The 18272-nt window shown below is 50.7% G+C and carries 9 protein-coding genes; 2 read left to right on the top strand and 7 right to left on the bottom strand.

Annotated features, from left to right (window positions below):
• Positions 1-67: 67 nt before the first annotated feature.
• The 5 genes from OH773_RS14095 to OH773_RS14075 all read right to left on the bottom strand — a co-directional run bounded on the left by OH773_RS14095 (position 68) and on the right by OH773_RS14075 (position 14384).
• Positions 68-544, bottom strand: coding sequence for a WbuC family cupin fold metalloprotein (locus OH773_RS14095; protein ID WP_270139431.1), 477 nt, complete (start codon positions 542-544; stop codon positions 68-70).
• A gap of 245 nt (positions 545-789) precedes the next feature.
• On the bottom strand, positions 790-10440 hold the full coding sequence (locus OH773_RS14090; protein WP_270139430.1) for an autotransporter outer membrane beta-barrel domain-containing protein: 9651 nt from the start codon (positions 10438-10440) through the stop codon (positions 790-792).
• Between the two features lie 95 nt (positions 10441-10535).
• Positions 10536-11300, bottom strand: coding sequence for a bestrophin-like domain (locus OH773_RS14085; RefSeq protein WP_270139428.1), 765 nt, complete (start codon positions 11298-11300; stop codon positions 10536-10538).
• A 332-nt stretch (positions 11301-11632) separates the two neighbouring features.
• Positions 11633-12937, bottom strand: coding sequence for a glycoside hydrolase family 28 protein (locus OH773_RS14080; protein WP_270139426.1), 1305 nt, complete (start codon positions 12935-12937; stop codon positions 11633-11635).
• Positions 12938-12965: 28 nt separating this feature from the next.
• Entirely contained in the window at positions 12966-14384 is a 1419-nt protein-coding gene (locus OH773_RS14075; RefSeq protein WP_270139424.1) for an MFS transporter, read from the bottom strand.
• A 573-nt stretch (positions 14385-14957) separates the two neighbouring features.
• Between OH773_RS14075 and OH773_RS14070 the strand changes: the two genes are divergently transcribed.
• On the top strand, positions 14958-15239 hold the full coding sequence (locus OH773_RS14070) for a SemiSWEET family sugar transporter (RefSeq protein ID WP_270139422.1): 282 nt from the start codon (positions 14958-14960) through the stop codon (positions 15237-15239).
• Positions 15240-15319: 80 nt separating this feature from the next.
• Here the strand turns inward: OH773_RS14070 and OH773_RS14065 are convergent, their stop codons facing one another.
• Together OH773_RS14065 and OH773_RS14060 are read right to left on the bottom strand one after the other, a co-directional pair.
• On the bottom strand, positions 15320-16111 hold the full coding sequence (locus tag OH773_RS14065; protein WP_270139421.1) for an SDR family NAD(P)-dependent oxidoreductase: 792 nt from the start codon (positions 16109-16111) through the stop codon (positions 15320-15322).
• A 201-nt stretch (positions 16112-16312) separates the two neighbouring features.
• Positions 16313-16768, bottom strand: coding sequence for a winged helix-turn-helix transcriptional regulator (locus tag OH773_RS14060; RefSeq protein WP_270139420.1), 456 nt, complete (start codon positions 16766-16768; stop codon positions 16313-16315).
• Between the two features lie 173 nt (positions 16769-16941).
• On the opposite strand from OH773_RS14060, the gene agp reads away from it, so the two are divergent.
• Entirely contained in the window at positions 16942-18192 is a 1251-nt protein-coding gene (agp, locus tag OH773_RS14055) for a bifunctional glucose-1-phosphatase/inositol phosphatase (RefSeq protein ID WP_270139419.1), read from the top strand.
• The last annotated feature ends 80 nt before the right edge of the window (positions 18193-18272 follow it).

The following is an 18272-nucleotide window of genomic DNA, read 5'->3' as shown; positions in this document are numbered from 1 at the left end:
GTGGGCACACATTTAGTCACGTGGAATGAGCGTAACACGCGACACCTGCATGAATGCACAGCCAGTCTTACAAAGTAAAACCTCCGTCACCAACCTGTGCCAGCGCGTACCACTTCATCATCTCAGTTGTTCCTTTATCACCCTCGGCAGGTGCCCAGGAGACATAGTCTTTTTCCGCAACGGGTTGATAGCCACCTTGCTTCACTTCAAAAATCACGCCTCCATGATCCAAAGACAGAACCGTATGCCAGGTTCCGGCATCCATCTCCAGCGCTTTGCATTCTTCGCCCAACACCACGCGATGAGTCACCGTCCCATTGTCATCAAAATTCAACACCAGGAAGCGCCCACGGAGTGCAAACAACAGCTCAAAAGTATGTGGGTGGCGATGCGGTCGAACATAAGTACCCGGTTCCATGGCGACAGCCAGTCGCTGTACAGGGTCGCTTAATTCAGGGTGAAAATTTCGGTGTGCGCGCAGGCGTGGAGAGTTTGCTGCGGCTTCGCTCTGTTTTTGCATGTCATTCAGGGTGATTGATTTCATGTTAGTTGCCTGGTTCGTTGGACTGTCACTGGATAATGTCATTGATATGGAAGCTTTTCCGGGATTTGTACGGCAGATTGCTTAATTTCGTTATCGCTTTTCTTTGGAGCGTTCATTAATCCAGCAACTTATTAAAGCTTTGATGGGGGGAGTAAGAGGAATGCTAAACCCACCAGGACCAGACTCACCAAATAAAAAAGCCTGCGGTATAGACAACGCCGCAGGCCTTTGCGTTTTTAGCGGCCTCAGAAACGAATTTTCATCCCCACTGATGCATTGATATCGCTGCTGATGCTGGTATCGCTGCCGCCGTTGCTCCACATTTTACCCACCTCCGTATAGGCTTCGGCGTTTTTATAAATGGTCCATGTTGCGCCTACGGCGGCTTCAGTGGTGCTGTATTTCTGGTCTGCGGTAATCACTGATTTACCTGCGTTATTGGTGGTGTTTTCAAATGTAGCGGTGTCCTGTCCGTTGGAAAGCTGTTGCCACAGGTTAACCCGCACGTACGGTTTGACTTTGCCGACGCCGGTTTCATATTCCGCCGTGAGGCGTGCGCCGATACGCCCGATGATGGCGTCGTCGGCATCCACCGAAGCGCGCGTTTTGGCGTCGCCCTGCAAAATCACGCTGTCGAAATCGCTGTGCTGCCAGATGAGCTGCGCCTGCGGCTCAAATGCCCAGTTGGTGTCACCAAAGCGAATTGGGTAACCCGTCTCGACCGAGGCCACAAAGCTGTTGCCGTCCGGACTGTAGCTGTTGCGATTTTGCGCGTTTTTCAGGTCGATACTGTGGTTGCCATACTGCAACACGTTGTCGACGTAGAAACCGCTTTGTGCGGTGTATGTCGCATAACCGGCAACATAAGTGGAGAGGGTGGAGTTGTACCCCGCAGTGCCATAGCCGCCAGAGTTCGCGCCCTGGATGCTGGTGTCGTTATCCACAATGGCGGTGTACATCCCGGCGCGCCAGTTTTCATCGACGTACAAATCGAAACCAATCTGCATGCCGTTGATATTGCTGTCTGTTTGTGACGCGGTGGCATCATTAAACGCTTGATGGGTGGATTGAGAAATATAACGCGCCCAGAAGCGCTGGTCGTTATCCTGGCTGACGCTGGTATTCCACGGTTGTTCGTCACCGACGCGCTGGTGCAGGGTGCCAAGCACCGCCAGATCGCCCTGACGAATCGTTGATGGAATGGTTACGAAGATCGGCACTTCCGGGCGATACGAGGTGCGCAGGAACCAGTCTTCGCCTTCTCCCAGCCCGTTGCCAGCAAACAGGCGGTATTCCCACGCGCCCGCTTCCAGGTGATCCGCGCCAATGGTAAACGCGTCTTTGGTGGTCTGCGCGGTGGTGGTAGCACCGTTGACTGCGTCAACCACCAGAATACCGTCGCCCTCGGTTTGTTCACCCAACTGGCTGACGTCGATATCGAGTAACGTTTTGCCTGTCGCCGTGCCGCCGTTAATCACCAGATGGTCAGCCACGCCTGGGCTATGCTGCTGGGCGGCGATTTTCAGTACGCCGTTAAGACCAACATAATCGCCGTTGACCGTCAGCGTAGAACCAACATCGCCGCCGCGCAGATTCACTGTGCCCTGGTTCACCAACGAGTTGACGGTCTGGTTTTCTCCACCGGTATCCAGTGTTGCACCGCTACTGACGATATGGCTTGAAGCGGCGCTAAACCGGTTCGCCCCTTGCGCCTGCAACGTGCCGCGTTCCACCAGCGTAATACCCGAATAAGTGTTCGTTCCGCCCAAAACGGTGGTGCCAGAACCCTGCTGCCACAGCTGACCGGTTCCGGAGATATTGCCTGTCAGTGCAAGCTCATTAGAACGGTTAACCTGGAGTACGCCGTTATCGACGATATTGCCGATAACGCTACCCTGTTCACCGCCGGTACCCAGTTGCAGGTTCCCTTCGCTGATGGTGGTGCCACCCGTGTAAGAGCTGTCCTGAGTCAGGGTTAACGTGCCTGCACCGGCTTTGGTCAATGCGCCGCTGCCGGAAGCTGCGCCGAGCAGCGACACGTTATACCCGTTGGTATCGAGTGTGCCGCCGTTTGCGGCCACGGTCAGGTTGCGGTCGGTATTGAATGCCGCACCATAACGGAACGTCCCGCCGTTAAGCGTAATGCTTGTTCCCGCCTGGCCCAGATTCGCGTCTTGCGAAACCTGCAACGTACCGCCAGAAACCGTCGTGCCGCCGCTGTAGGTGTTATTGCCGTTGAGCAGTAACGTCCCTACGTCGGCTTTATCAATACCGCCCGTGCCCGCGATGACAGAGTTGATGGTCGCGGTGTAGTTGGCACTCGGTGCGGTGCCATCGCCGACGCGAATCAACGTGTCGGCGGTGTTGGTGGTAATCGTTCCGTCGTTAATCACATAGCCGTCTGTGGCAAATTGCGCGCCGCTGATCAGCACTTCACCCAGGCTGTTATCCACCGTGACCGTGCCTTTTTCGCCGCCAAATACCGCAAACGAACCGTCGCTGAAGGGGGCGTTAAACAGCCCATCCGGGTCAGTGGCATCGGTTGACCAGTTGTCGTTGCCGCGGCTGTTTTGCCAGATGCCGTTACCGCCGTCGATTCCGCCGTTATTTTTGGAGGCCATAAGGTCGCCGTCCCAGAAGCGCAGGACCACGCCCGTTCTGTTCACCAGGTTGACCTGGCCTGCAATCGACGTCTGGACATACAAATCGTCGGCCGCGTCTGGAGCGGTGCCGATATCCATAATGTTGTTAATCAAATTACCCGTGTAATTAAACACGCGGTAAAGCCCCACATTGAAGACGCCGCCTGGCGTTTGGGTGATATTGAGCTTACCGTCGAGGTTAAGGTCGCCGTTAATATTAATCAGATCGTTAAGCGTGCCGCCGGGCGTAAACGCCTGGCCGAACTGGAAATCGACCTGGGCATTGTTAGCCAGCGTCAGGCCGCCAAGCGTCAATACGCCAACGCTTGCCAAATCGGCACCTGCGGCAAGATGCGCGTTATCTGCCACGGTGACTTTGCCGCCTGATGTTCCCGCGCCGCCGAGAGTGGAAAGGGCATCGACGGTCACATCCCCGGTTGCCGCCTGTTGATTACCGTTCACCAGTAAAACGCCTTGCTGCACGGCGGTACTGCCGGTGTAGGTGTTATCGCCGGTCAGCGTTAAGGTGCCGCTACCGATTTTGGCGAGCCCGCCATTCACACCCGAAATCACGCCGCTGATGATATCGCTCAGGTTAAGCGAACCCTCGCTCAGCGTTTGTGCGCCCAGCTCAACGTTCCCAGCACCTGAGAGCGAGCCGACCGTGGTACCACTGGTGGAACTGGCGATATTCACCACGCCGCCGGTGTTGTTGGCGATTTTCGCATTCTGCGCCTGCGCATTACCGGCGAAAGTCACCAGACCGCTATTCGCGACGGTCGCAGAACCCGCGTTAGCCGTGTCATTCAGGTTTAGCGATGTGCCTGCCGCCAACGTAATGGCTGAATTGCCGCCGTTAGCAGAGCTTGCGAAATTAACATCGGCACCGTTTGCCGCGTTAATCACGCTGCCTTCTGCATTCGCACTGTCATTGAAGTTCAGTGTTGAATTGTCGAGGTTGACGGTATGCGTTTGCGCCGATGCACTGTTATTGAAATTCAATGTCGCCTGGTTGTTGACCGTCAGCACGCTGGCCGCTGGGCCAAGTGCGCCGGTGATATTGGCGTTGACGTTCACGTCAGCGGTGCCATTTTTACCGGTGATAGTGGTGGCGCCTTGATACGTATTGGCGTTATTGAGCTCCAGATTACTGGCATCGGTTCCCGCTGATGAGTCCCGCACGGTCAGCCCGCCATCCCCGCCAATCAAGGTTGGCGTGAAGGTGTGTCCGAACAGGTCGAACTGCCCGCCGCCAGTCGCACTCAGGAATATTGGGCGCGCGGTGGCGTAATCTGCGCCGATTTGTAGCGTGGAATTGTTGTTAATCAGAATCGACGTGCCCGCAAGGCCGAGGTTGGCGTCGGAGGACACGTTAAGTGTGCCATCGTAAACCACGGTGCCACCCCGGTAATCGTTACTACCGGTCAGAATTAAGCGGCCTGGGTCGAGTTTAATCAGCTTGAGCGTATCTAACAGGCTGGTCTGATGCAGGGTGGTATTAATGGTGGTGGTCACGTCAGCACCCGCACCGCCAGCCCCGACTCGGATTGCAAAAAAGGCATCTGCCGGCGTTTCGCCCTGGGAAGCATAGAGTGTCGTCGGGACCTGGCTGATGCTGCGGGCAATATCCAGCGTGCCGCCCGTTAGCAAATAGCCATCGGTATCAAATTGCATACCGGAAGTCACCACCGGGCCATTGGCATTGCTGACCACAACCGTACCCGCATCGCCCTGGAATATAGCAAATGCTTGCTGCTGCCACGGTGCGTTACCGACACCATCGGAAAGCGTCCATTTATTGTCATTGACGCCTGCGCTTGAGCTCCATATCCCATTCCCACCGTTAACCACGCTATTCCCTTCAATGCCTGTCGGGCCGTGGTTTGCCACGTCATCCCCATCCCAGAACTGGAGGTTCGTGGTATCCGGCGCAAAGCCTAAAATTAAGTTAACCTGATTGGGTAGCGTGGTCTGGACATTATAAATAGCGGAGTTGTTCGGGGGCAGCGACACAATACTCAGCCCGTTGTTGACGAGTGAGCCATTGTAGTTAAACAGGCGATAGACGCCTGGCGCGAATATCCCACCCGCCGACGTGGTGACGTTGAGGTCACCATCCAACGTCAGATTGCCGCCCACGTTTACCAGGTCGTTTAAAGTACCACCGGGTACAAAACGCTCCCCCAGCTCAAACTGGTTGTTGGTGGTGGGGGCCAGCGTCAAATTGCCGTTGATGGTCAGCGTGCCTGCGCCGCCGTCGCCTGGCGCCAGGGTCGAGCCGGTAAAGAGAACGTTGCCGCCGATAATGCCTGTACCGCCCAGGGTTCCTGCTACGGTCGTATCACCCGTTGCAGCCGATTGATTGCCATTGACCAGCAATGTGCCCGCATTCACCAGGGTGACGCCGGCGTAGGTGTTAGCACCCGTCAAACGGGTGACGCCAGTGCCAACCTGATGAAATGCGCCAGTACCGATAATCACACCGCCGAGGTTCACGACATCAGATTGGTTAATGATCAAAATGCCGTTATCAATAATGTCAGTGGCCGGGGAAAGTGCGCCTTCGACGCCACCCACACCCAATTGTAAGGTGCCGCCCGTGTCGATAATCGTATTGCCGGTATAACTGTTTTCACCGGTCAGGATCGTGGTGCCACCGGTTGCGCGATTCAACTGACCCGTTCCGCTGATAATGCCTGAGTACAGTTGAGCGGCTGATGTTCCATCGAAAACGATACGGCTTTCCAGGCCGTCAATGTTCACGTTGTAGTTATTGATGGTGGCATTATTGGCGGTCACCGCGTTGTCGCCGGTGCGCAGTCTGGATCCACCCGTGATACTAATTGATGGCGTTCCGGAGAGCACAAGGTCGTTGACCACGCGTACATGACCTTGTGTACCGTTAACTGAAAGTGTGCTCCAGCCAGTGCCGATGTTGGTTGCTGTGGCCACGTCATCCGCCGCCAGCGTGCCAATTAACGCTGGGCCTGCGCCGCCGTTCCACAGATGTGTATCGGTGAGCGTGAGCTGATTATTGGTGCCGCCCTCGCTCAGGATATGGCGCGTGTTGCCTAAATCGACATTGCCAATCAGTGCCTTATCGTTGCCATCGGCCTCGGTAAAATCTACCGCGCCGTTAAAGGTGCCGCTGTTCCAGGTGAAGGTATCTGTACCGCTGCCAGCGGTAATCAGGCCGAGCGTCGACCCGCCGTTAAGGGTAATCAGATCGTTGCCGCTGCCGCTTAAAATGGCGGTTGCCGTGTTGCTTGCCGCACTCAGCGTTCCCTGGTTCGTGATGGTGTTATTGGCGGCTCCACTGGCGTCGATAGCCACTGAATTCTGGCTGCTATCGGTAATCGTCCCGCTGTTCAAAATCGTGCGCGCTGAAGCGGTGCCGTTCACACGCACCAGTGCCTGGGTGTTTGCCGTGCTGGTGGAATTAATCGTGCCGGTGTTGGTAAACGATGCGGCGTTGTCTGCTCGCACGCTACTGTTCACGTCGCTGGTGGTTTGAATATTCCCACCATTGGTCACTGCGCTGGCGTCAATGGCTGAGATTGCCGAGCCGCTGCTTGCCCCCATAGTGATATTGGCGCTGGACGTCACGGAGCCGTTGGTTTTTGCCAGAATACCGTTGCCATTTGCGCCCGTTGTTCCTGGAACGTTAATCGTGTAACCGGTGCCGATGCTGAGATTGCCGGTGGTATTACTGCCATCGGCCTGTTCAAACGCAAAGCCCGCGCCGCTGCCAGAAACGTTGAGAATATTTCCTGTCCCTTCGGCGTTAAACGTCACGGCGGTGCGAATGGCTGGCCCGTCTGAGGCGTTAATCGTCACGGTATTCAGGTTAATGTTTGAGGTGGAAGCGTTGTTGTTGATGCCCGCGCCCGAACCTGAGATATCAATCACTGTATTGCTGGCGGTGAGGGACGCCGCGCCCGCATCCATACGGATACCGTCCGCGCCACCGCTGGCGGTGATGTGATTGCCTGTACCGTTGATAGTCAGCGTTGCACCGTTATCGATAAGCTGAACGGCGGCAAGCCCGCCATTGGCGGTGACAATCCCCAATTGTGTCACCTGTGCACCCACACCCTGGACCTTCACACCCACATTGCCACTGCCGGGAGCACCGCTCACCGCAATAGCGCCGGTGTTTGTCAGCGTGCCCTGGTTCTGAATATGGACGCCAATATTGTTAGCGCCTGAGACGCTGATCGGCGCGTTATTAATACCGATACCGCCGTCATGCAACCGCAGGCCGGTGCTGTTGTCGCCATTCAGATTTATGCCCGCACCGCCCAGCGTAACCTGGCCTTTGTAAGACACGTCATAACCGGTAATGCCGCTTTGTGCGGCACTGGTGGTGATGGCAACATCTGAACTGACCAGCGTGCTGCGGGCATCGTTTGCGTTGCTGACGTTTCCATCAATGGTGTAGATACGCCCGTCAACCACGACGCCTGTCGTATTGTCGTGGCTGAGGATGATCCCGCCGTCGTTGATCGTGCCTTGCGCACCACCGGCGACTTTTACGCCAACCGCATTTTCACCATTCACATTGATGGTGGCAGCGCCGGTATTGAGGGTTGAGAGCACATCATCGCCCGTACCGACTTGCCCGTCCGGGCCATCGTCCAGACCATGCGCAAACACCCCAATGGAGCGATCGCCCGTCAGGGTGAGTTGATAAGCTCCCGCCGACGTGCCGCTATCGCCGTCGAAAGTGGCACCGTGGTCGATAAGGAACAAAAACGCGTGTGTCTGGTCGTTATCATCAATGACTGCATTGGCGAGGTTTATCTGAGCGGCTTGCCCGTAGGCGTAATAGCCAATCTGGTCATTGTTATTGAAATTCAACGCCGCATCAGGCCCAACGTTAATCGTGGCACTTCCACGGGCATGAGCGCCAATGGCACCCGCGGCGAGGAGATTCATCGTTGAATCAATATTCGCGGTGGCCTGGATGCCTTTTAGCCCTTCGGCATAGACCGCGTAATTACGGTAGGTCAGTGGGTTGTTATCGGAGCCGCCTGCGTCTCCGGCGGCGCCCACGGTGATTACCCCGGTGTTTGTAGAAACAGCGGTGGCAGCCTGAGTGGAGGCCAGAATACTGATGGCGGCATTGTTATCACCAAACACGTTAATGAACCCGTTATTGGTGACATTTTGGGTATCAATAACGGAAAGCCCATAGTTAGGCGCAGCGGCCCCGCCCGCCAGTTGCCCCAACACATTAATGATGCCGTTGTTGGTGACCTGGCCTGTTGCGCCGTTAACCAGCATCCCGACCGCATTGCGGGTTTGTGCGCCGAGCGTAATGGTGCCGTCGTTGGTGACGTCTCCCGTGCTGCTGGTCACAATACCCGCTGATTGCTCCTGCCCACCCACCATTAAGACCGGCGTATAAATTTTGGTTGCGGTAATGGGCGTGCTGCCAATAAAAATATTCCCTGAAGCCGCGTTGGTGAAGGTTGCGTCATCGCCAATATCCACGGCATGTCCCGACGCCCGCCCATCGGCGTTAAAACTGTTTCCGGTTAAGGTAATGGTGCCGCTATTGGTTGCCGTTGTGGTTCCACGCGCCTGAAGCCCAACCGCGCTGGCGGAACTGCCATCGGTCAATGCGATGTTGATAAACCCCTGGTTGTTGACAGTACTGGCTCCCAGACCCTGAATACCGATGCTGCCCTGATTATGGACATTCTGGTTGGTCTCATCCTTTTCAATAAACAGGCCTGCGTTTATCGTTCCGGTGTTCAATGCGGTGGCGTCAGTGACCTTCATCGCAATCGCCGTCGGGCTGGAGCCGCTGCTGCTCCAGGCATTAATTGCGCCGTTATTGGTCAGCACTGCGTTGTTGTCGCCGCGCATCACGGCTGAAGCGCCGTCAACACCCAGGCTGCCTTGTGTGGTCACGGTGCCGGAGGCGTTGGCTCCCGTGGCGTAGATGACATTCAGCTCGCCTGTGGAGAGCGTGGCGTTATTGGTATGCGCCAGTTGGTCATTCCAGACGTGGTAAGTCAGGTTGACGCGGTTCTGCTGCTCATCGCCCAGCAACTCTGCAATGATGCCGTTGTAAGTGTTTTGCGCGATGGTGCTGGAATCAATCACCACACTGCCATATGCAGGCGGGAGCTGTACTCCGCCGGTTAACCACAGTTGAAGCTGGCTTTGTCGACCCGCATACGCCCCCTGGCCCAGTAAAAAGTCGTTGACGGTGGCAATATCCTGGGCGGAATTAATCGTGAAGGTAATTGAGGGTTGGAGGGGATCCAAAATAACCTGAGGCCCAACCTGGATATAATTCGGCAGCGTAATGCTGTCGCTGTACTCCGAACTCACGGCCTGCAATCCTGAAATATCGCTTGAGATAACCGCCGCGGGGGCAAAATGAATATAGTTATCAGAGATCCAGTTTGTGCTACTGGTTGGCGTGCCAGTTGCGGATGCCTGAGCAAGAATCGAGTTTTTTGCCAACAGCTCAATGGTGTTGGTCGGTGCGGCAATAGGGCTCGTGCCGTTGGTGTCATCGCCGATATTAATATTGGCTATGCCGCCTACGTCGGTGACCGCCGCAATGCCAAAGTTGTTATAAATGCGAAAAGAGTTGGGATCGTAAACGTTGAGGGAAAGATCGCCAACCAGCGACGTCCCCGGTGCGGCAAAAGTCCCGGAGTCATAGACTTTAATCACCGAAAAACTGCCTTCAAGGCCCGGCACCTCAACATTGAGTTCCTGGTTTTGTAGCGGGGTAGAAGGGTTAGTGGAGTAGCTAAACGTATCAATGTTGGCCGAGGTGATTGGGGTGGTATTGCCCTGCGAATCCGTGGCGACGATTGACGTAATGCGCCCGGCTTCCGGGCCACCGCTATCTGTAAGGGCATCACGAACCAGTACCGACGTCGCACTGCCGTTCACACCCGGTGCGATTTGTGGAATAGGGCCCAGAATATCCAGCGTGGTGCCTGCCGCATAATGGTTGGCCGTGGCGGTATTGTTATCAATGGTAAACGCGATACCCGTGTCCCTGACCTGATCGTAATTCACCAACGGTGGGAATAAATAGGAAGGGTATGCCGTCGACCAATTGACTTCATCTGCGTAAACCGGAGCGGCCATTAATAGCGAAACGCTTAAGGCGACAGCATGGCGCACTTTACCCCGGCCTTTCTTACGGCTTTTGGTGGTTTCTGAAGCCACAACGAGCGCCTGTTGGCTCTCGTTCCATACGAGACGATAAATACGGTTCATATCCAGAGCTCCCGACGCAAATCAATACTGTTATGATGATTTTTATTAATGCTGAGCCATTCGGTATTTATTACTCTTTGAACTGCCTGAGTTTTTTATTGCAGTGATTGCTTTAGTAATATGAGGTTCTGCGGTTCGATAAGGATTAATCCTCCTCGCGGGCTTGATATATCAGCGACAAGCGTCAGAGAGGTGGCAATCATTACCGGAAGAATAAACAAATAAACCTTATTACTTTTGCGGCTATGCGAGCCATAACCAATGAGAATGTTGCAAAATACGGCTATCGTAATAAGTAACACCCAGGCCGAAACGGGGAAACGTTTAATCCATGCTGCTTGAGTATAGCCCTGGGTGTTAATAACATCGTTCATTCCGGAAATCGCCAGCGCGGTAACAGGTGTGGTTGATAGACCGGCCTCATTTTTCATGGTTTGCCATAGATCGTTTTGAATAGCGGCGGTTTTTTTGTCTACCTGCGCAAGTTCTTCACGGTCCGCTAATTGATACCAGCTGATACGTAAATCGAGATATTTTTTTAATTGTTCTCGGGCATTAGACGCATTTGCAGAAGAAAGCAAGTCAGTGCGTAAATATTCTGTCCCTATGGCATTGGCTTCTTCTGATTCACAATCTTTTCGCTGGTCGTAGCGATTAACCGCAACGGAAAAGCTAAAGCCAATCAATAAGGCAAGCAGAGTCAGCGTGGCGGCTTGCACAATACTGAAATCTTTCAGCGTTTCCTCATCAAGATTCCCTTTACGATTCAAACAGTAAACACCAATTCCTGATGCCAGTGGCAAGATAACAAGCATTGCAACAAATAAATAAAGCGGATGGTTGATTATAGTGCTTAGCATTACTTCTTATCCCCTGGCTGCAGAGAAAGTTGTACAGGTTTCTTAAGCGTTGCACAGTTCTAAAAAAAAGGTAGTAAATACATAGAATATTTATGTAAATCAGGCGCTAACTGTTTTAGTTGGAAATTATTACAAGAGAGGGGATGGGTTACTTCTAATGGCTCAGTGCGAGTGGGGTTATATTTTGGTGGTATGGTTAGCATGTCACCCTCCTGTAATAAACATTAAGAAGGTGACATCATAATAAATACATCATATTACCGAGAAACGTAAAACCATCATATGGCCTGACGCTAGCCTCGATAATATGTGTATTTTGAATTTAATGACGACTATCGATTATCAAATGTATCGTTAGAGTAATCATTTTCTTCTGCAACGGAGACGGTGACGTCATTAAATTGAAGGCCATTAACCGCCACGATGCGTCCGAATTCTTTTGCCTCAATGTTGCATTGGCTGAATCGAATATTCTCCATTGGTTTTTCTGGGAATGCGACCAGATCAAATGCCCTTGCAGGTAAAGCATAATCAGAATCTAAGGTGGCATTAACATTAGAGATACTAATATTTCTGACCTTAGTCATTTGCATGTCTTCTGGTATTTGTAAAGCCACGGCTTGCCACATAGTCGGTAACTGCTCAATATTTTCAAAGAGCTTTCTGTTATACGAGTTATGCCAGTCCATAATCCATGAGAATGGGAATTGAACATTCTTCATATGGAGGTTTTCTACAATGACATCTTCAATAAAACCACCGCGTTCTTTGGATGATTTCATTCTGAATCCACAATCCGAATTTTCAAATTCGATATCATGAATATGTACACCACGAATACCGCCGCTGACTTCACTGCCCAGCGTAATACCGTAGCCAGATTTGATTTTGCACTTATCCACTTCAATGTTTTCAGCGATTCTGCCTACACGGTGACCGTCGCCATCACGACCGGATTTGATAACGATGCAATCATCACCACATGAGGCTTCGCATTCGGTGACACGCACATTTGTGGAGGAGTCAATGTCAATGCCATCAGTACTTGGGCCGTGGTTATCACCAATTTTTACTTTACGAACCAGGACATTGTTTGCGTAGGTAATCTGCAAATTCCAGAAGCCAGCACGCTCAAATGTAAGATCAGAAATCTTGATATTTTCAGCTTCATAAATCAAGCAAGAGCGCGGGCGTTTAACGAGATAGTCGGCGATCCAGCGCAGGCCTTTCTTATCGTAGTCAACGCGCAATCCGCTGTTTTTGTCGGCACCACAATAGATATCCCACCAGTGTTGGCCTTGCCCATCAATCAACCCTTCACCTGAAATCTCGACATTATTTGCAGAGATAGCATTCAGAATGGCGGCAGGCCATAGCATTTCAACACCGGCCACGCGGGTATTAATTTCCGGATAATCAGAGATATCGGTTGAACCTAACAGCGTTGCTCCCTTCTCAAATTTTAATTTACTTCCTTCTTTTAAGAATAGCGCACCAACCAAATAAATCCCTTTTGAAATATAAACAGTCACACCTTGTTCTGCACCCTGGTTAATCGCTTGCTGAATAGCGAAGGTATCTTTTTCGATCCCGTCTCCGATTGCACCAAAGTCTTTAATATCGAGTTGAGTTGTCATGCTAATTCTCCCTTAATCAATTAAACGGTTAAATGCCGTTGATCTTATTCAAAGTTTTTTCCATATCCAGAGTGGTTTTCTTGTTCAATGGATAGAAGTAAATCAAAATGACTGCTGAAGCGAACAAGCAAAATGCTGGAAGAAGGTTTGCCATGGTATAAATACTTTCTTGAACCTCGAGGCTTTGTACTGATCCACCGGTAGAAGAAGACTGATAGTTAATTAATGCCAACATGAAACCACCAATTCCACCTGCACACGCTTGTCCAATTTTTCTGGCGAAGAAATTGACGCCGTACACGGTGCCGTCTTCACGAGTGCCAGTGACATACTGATGGTAGTCACACACATCTGTCATAAATGCCCAGATCATCAGGTTAAACAGGCCTGCACCCAGTGTGGCCAGGAACAGAAGCACCAAATAGATCTTCGGATCGGTGATGTGGCAGAAATACATCAGCAGATACATGCCGACGGAGAACATCAGTGCACAAACGCTGGCTTCTTTCTTCCCAAATCGCTTGGTTAAATAAGAGGCAGAAGGTGCCAGTAATACGAGAGAACCAAAGGTAAACAAGAGTGCGACGGACATAGCCTGTTTATCATGGAAATAATCATTGAACAGGTAAGTCATGTTGGTACCGGATAAGCCCTGGTTGATGACAATGAGCAGGTCAACCACGACCAGAACGATCAGTGCTTTATTTTTCAGCAAGCCTTTAACCAGTTGTGAAACGGGTACGCTCTCTTTCGCTTCAACACGGACACGCTCGGTTGTTAATTTGCAGGTCAATGTCAGGAAGATGAAAGCAAGACATGCGCAACCAATAGAGATCCAGAAGAAGTGCTGCCCAGAAATAACCTGGCTGCCATCAACAAGGGTTTTGTACATCAGGATAGGGATAAAGAAGCCTGTTGCACCACCACCGATTGCCGACCCTACGCTTCTGTATGTAGAGAGTGACACGCGATCGTCAGGGCTTGAACTGATCGCCGCTGACATTGCGCCGTATGGGATGTTGATGGTCGATAACAGGGCGCCGTATAAAAAATACGAAACGCAGATATAAATTATTTTGCCTGTATAGGAGAGCTCTTGTGCAAATGGCAAAAATAACATGACAGCAATGGCACAAAACGGATACTTCATTCTCCGAATCCACGGGTTAAAACGACCTGTTGCTGTCAATTTTGACGTGTCACACATGCGACCGACAGTGACATCAACAAATGCATCAAACAGTTTTGTGCCAAAGTACAGTGAACCAACAATTATTCCTGAAACACCTAATACGTTGGTGTAATAGATCATAAGGAAGCTATTAACCAGACCTAGAATAAAGCAGGTACCTAAATCACCGCATAAGTAACCAATTTTATCTCTTATGCCAAAAGGCCTTATTATTGCTGCTTTTGTTTTTTCATCAATCAAAACATTGGAACCCATAGAGTTAACCCCTTTAATCTCATGTGCTAAAAATTTAATAAAACATGTGAATGTGTAGACCAGTTTGTATTGGTGTCATACATGTAAGTGGTGGAAAGAATAATTGGTATGACATCATTGTTTATTGCTCGCTGTCACACAATTAATAACTGAACGTGATTATTTTAATAATTGTGATTTCATTCACACGATTGATGTATATCTGTCCGTGTTTCATTTTGTCTTTGCAAAATAAAGGGATGGTGGTTCACCAATAATTTATTATTAAACGAATCTGTTATTGTTTTTCTGGAATGAATTTCTTATTGTTTTCGAAAGTTAATAAATCATAAAATTGCTGTAAGTCTTGGTTTTTATGATGGTTTATCTGTTGGTGTAATGCAAAATGTCAGTTTGATCATTGAGTTATGATTTTTTTATAAGATTAATTATGAATGATTTGTTGATATTTTGTGAGAAAGAAAGGTTGAATGAAGAGGTGTGCCTGATAATTGTCAGGCAGGATGAGGAATTGGTCTGACAACGTGATTGGTTTCCACCTTATTCTAACGAGGGTCTACACGAGTTTACACTATGAATACGATTGACATGGTGGGGTTTATTGGTGGTGCTTGTACCACTGTTTCATTTATTCCCCAGGTGGTTTTGGTTATAAAAAATAAGTCAACAAAAGACATATCTTTAACAATGTATTCCGTTTTTGTATTTGGGGTTTTCTTATGGTTGGCGTATGGATTTATGTCTAATGCGCTGCCCGTTCTTATTCCAAATCTCATTACCTTTATTCTTGCTGGTTCGATTCTTTTCATGAAAATAAAAAACGATATTCTCACAGGGAAACAGGTGAGGGGATAAATAAGAAAAGATGTATATCGGTTCGTTGACATCCTGAATGGATAAAACGAACCGATAACAGTTACCGGCTTTGATGCCGGTTATTTCTGATAACGCGGTGCAGGAATACCTGTACGTGAAGCATCGAAAATCGCCAGCCTCGCCGATTCATAAGCCTCCCAAAGCGTCAGATCATGCAGCGGTGGCACGGTGACCTCTTCACCCTGATCTAACCCTGCAAGTGCAGCATCTACCATGTTTTCTGTAGTCATGATGGATTCAGGTGGTAAATGATCCATTGATACACCCGATACTTCCCAAATTTCCGTTGCCGTAACCGCAGGCAAAACCGCCTGAATGCGGATATTGCTGCCAGTAATCTCTTGTTGCAACCCACGGGTGAAGTTCAGCACATATCCTTTTGTACCGCTATACACGGCGCTACCGGCGATGGCATGAAGGGAAACAACTGAAGCGATATTAATAATGGTGCCGCTGTTATGTGCCTGGAAACGGGTGAGGGCGGCAAGGCTCAGGCGAGTCAGCGCCGTGATATTCAACATAATGTCTGCTTGATGTAACTCAGCACTGCCTGCAGTGAAAGGGGCGAGGTGTGCGGTGCCCGCATTATTCACCAATACACTTATCCGATCATTGCTGCGTAACGCTTCTTCTACGATTTGAATCCCTTCATCACGAGCCAGATCCGCAGGCAACGTCTGCACTGAAATACCGTATGCCGATTCAAGCTTCGCGGCCAGGTCGCGCAGGCGCTCTTCGCGGCGTGCAACCAACAACAAATCGTAGCCACGCGCGGCGAAACGCTCTGCATAAACCGCGCCAATGCCGGAAGATGCGCCGGTAATTACTGCAACTGAAGGGGATGTGGTCATGGTAAAGCCTCGTCGATGAAAGATGAATTATGGTTTCATAATGAAACTTAATTAAAAATAGATGTCATGGTTTTATAATGCAACCAAATCGCGCGTCTTTTTTTAATTCTGCAATGAACGGAAGGCTTGTTGAATGGCTAACAGATTAAAAATGAAAGGGAATGGATGGATGTCGCGGCGCTCATCCATCCGATAATCACGTTACTCCACAGGGACATCAGGGCGTTGGGCAACAACTTCGTCTGGTGTAAGCACACGGCCATCCTGCGCTTGCAGCATCAGTTTTCGCAGCGGCTGATGGCCTTCATCATCGACCAGCACACTGCATTTTTCATGGCTGGCATACAAATGATCGCCACCCCATTGCGCCAGGGCGACCAGAACGGTTTGCAGAGCGCGCCCCTTTTCAGTCAGCACATATTCATGCCACGCGCTGCCGTCAGTTGCCGGACGCACGGTCATAATATTTTGCTCCACGAGTTGTTTTAGTCGCTGAGTGAGCATGTTTTTGGCAATACCGAGGTTTTTTTGGAACTCACCAAAACGTGTCAGGCCATTTAACGCATCGCGCACGATAAGCAACGACCACCAGTCACCGATGATATCCAGCGAACGGGCGACCGGGCAGACACTACCTTGCATACTTTTGCGTTTCATTGATCCTCCATGGGCATATAGCCAGATAGTTTTATTATAAAACCTATTGCCAGGATTGAGTAGTTTTCCTGCCTTCTCTGCTTCGTTTTGCGATCGGCCCAAAAGGCGGCATTGATATTTTCTGCCAGAATGGATCCTGCACTTTTGTGCAATAACATCTTGAGGATTAAGAGATGAATAAAAAGACGATCGCAGTTTTACTGGCAATGGCTTACTTCGCTCCTGCTCTGGCGCAAGCCGAAACCACACCGCAGGGTTATCAGCTCCAACAAGTTTTGTTAATGAGTCGCCATAACTTGCGCGCACCGCTGGCGAATAATGGCAGCGTGCTGGAACAATCCACGGCGCAATCCTGGCCGGAGTGGGATGTTCCCGGTGGCCAACTCACCACTAAAGGTGGCGTGCTGGAAGTTTACATGGGGCATTACCTGCGCGAGTGGCTGGCCGAGCAGGGGATGGTGAAAAGTGGCGAATGCCCAACACCACAAAGCGTTTATGCCTACGCCAACAGCTTGCAGCGTACGGTGGCCACAGCGCAGTTCTTTATCACGGGCGCGTTTCCTGGATGTGATATTCCTGTCCATCATCAGGAAAAAATGGGCACCATGGACCCGACCTTTAATCCGGTGATCACTAATGACTCGCCGGAATTCAAAGAAGCCGCGTTGAAGGCGATGGAAACGCAACGCGAGCACTACAAACTCGATGACAGCTATCAGCTTCTTGAACAAATCGTTGCTTTCAAAGACTCTCCGAGCTGTAAAGAAAAACAGAAGTGCGATTTGACCGCCGAGAAAGATAAATTTAGCGCTAATGCCAGGGAAGAACCGGGTGTTAGCGGCCCGCTTAAAGTGGGGAACTCGCTGGTTGATGCCTTTACCTTGCAATATTACGAAGGTTTCCCGCTGGACAATGTTGCATGGGGACAAATCAAAACTGACCAGCAGTGGAAGGTGTTATCGGAGCTGAAAAATGGCTATCAGGATACGCTGTTTACCTCGCCACAAGTTGCGCGAAATGTGGCGGCACCGCTGATTAAATATATTCAGAAAGCACTGGTCGGAAATGACGCTAAAGGGCCAAAAATTACCTTGCTGGTGGGGCATGACTCCAACATTGCGTCATTGCTGACGGCACTGGACTTCAAGCCTTATCAATTGCCTGGCCAATATGAACGCACACCCATCGGTGGGAAAATCATGTTCCAGCGCTGGCATGATGCCAATACCAACCATGATTTGATGAAAGTGGAGTACGTTTATCAAAGTAGCGACCAACTGCGCAAAGCGGATGTACTCAGTCTGCAACAGCCACCGCAGAGAGTGACGCTACAACTCAATGGTTGCCCGACTGATGCGAATGGTTTTTGTCCGTGGGATAAATTTACTGAAGTGTTAACGCAGACCGTAAATCAGGGGAAATAATAGAAGAAGGATTTCCCTAAATAATTCGAGCTGCCTCTTCGCTGGCTGCGTTCACGTAGCCGCTTAAGCGGTGGGGCAGC

Origin of the sequence: Buttiauxella sp. WJP83 (assembly GCF_027594725.1) — a bacterium.
Lineage (GTDB): Bacteria > Pseudomonadota > Gammaproteobacteria > Enterobacterales > Enterobacteriaceae > Buttiauxella > Buttiauxella selenatireducens.
The sequence above is the reverse complement of the archived record's forward strand: the minus strand, read 5'-3'. Positions and strand labels throughout refer to the sequence as shown.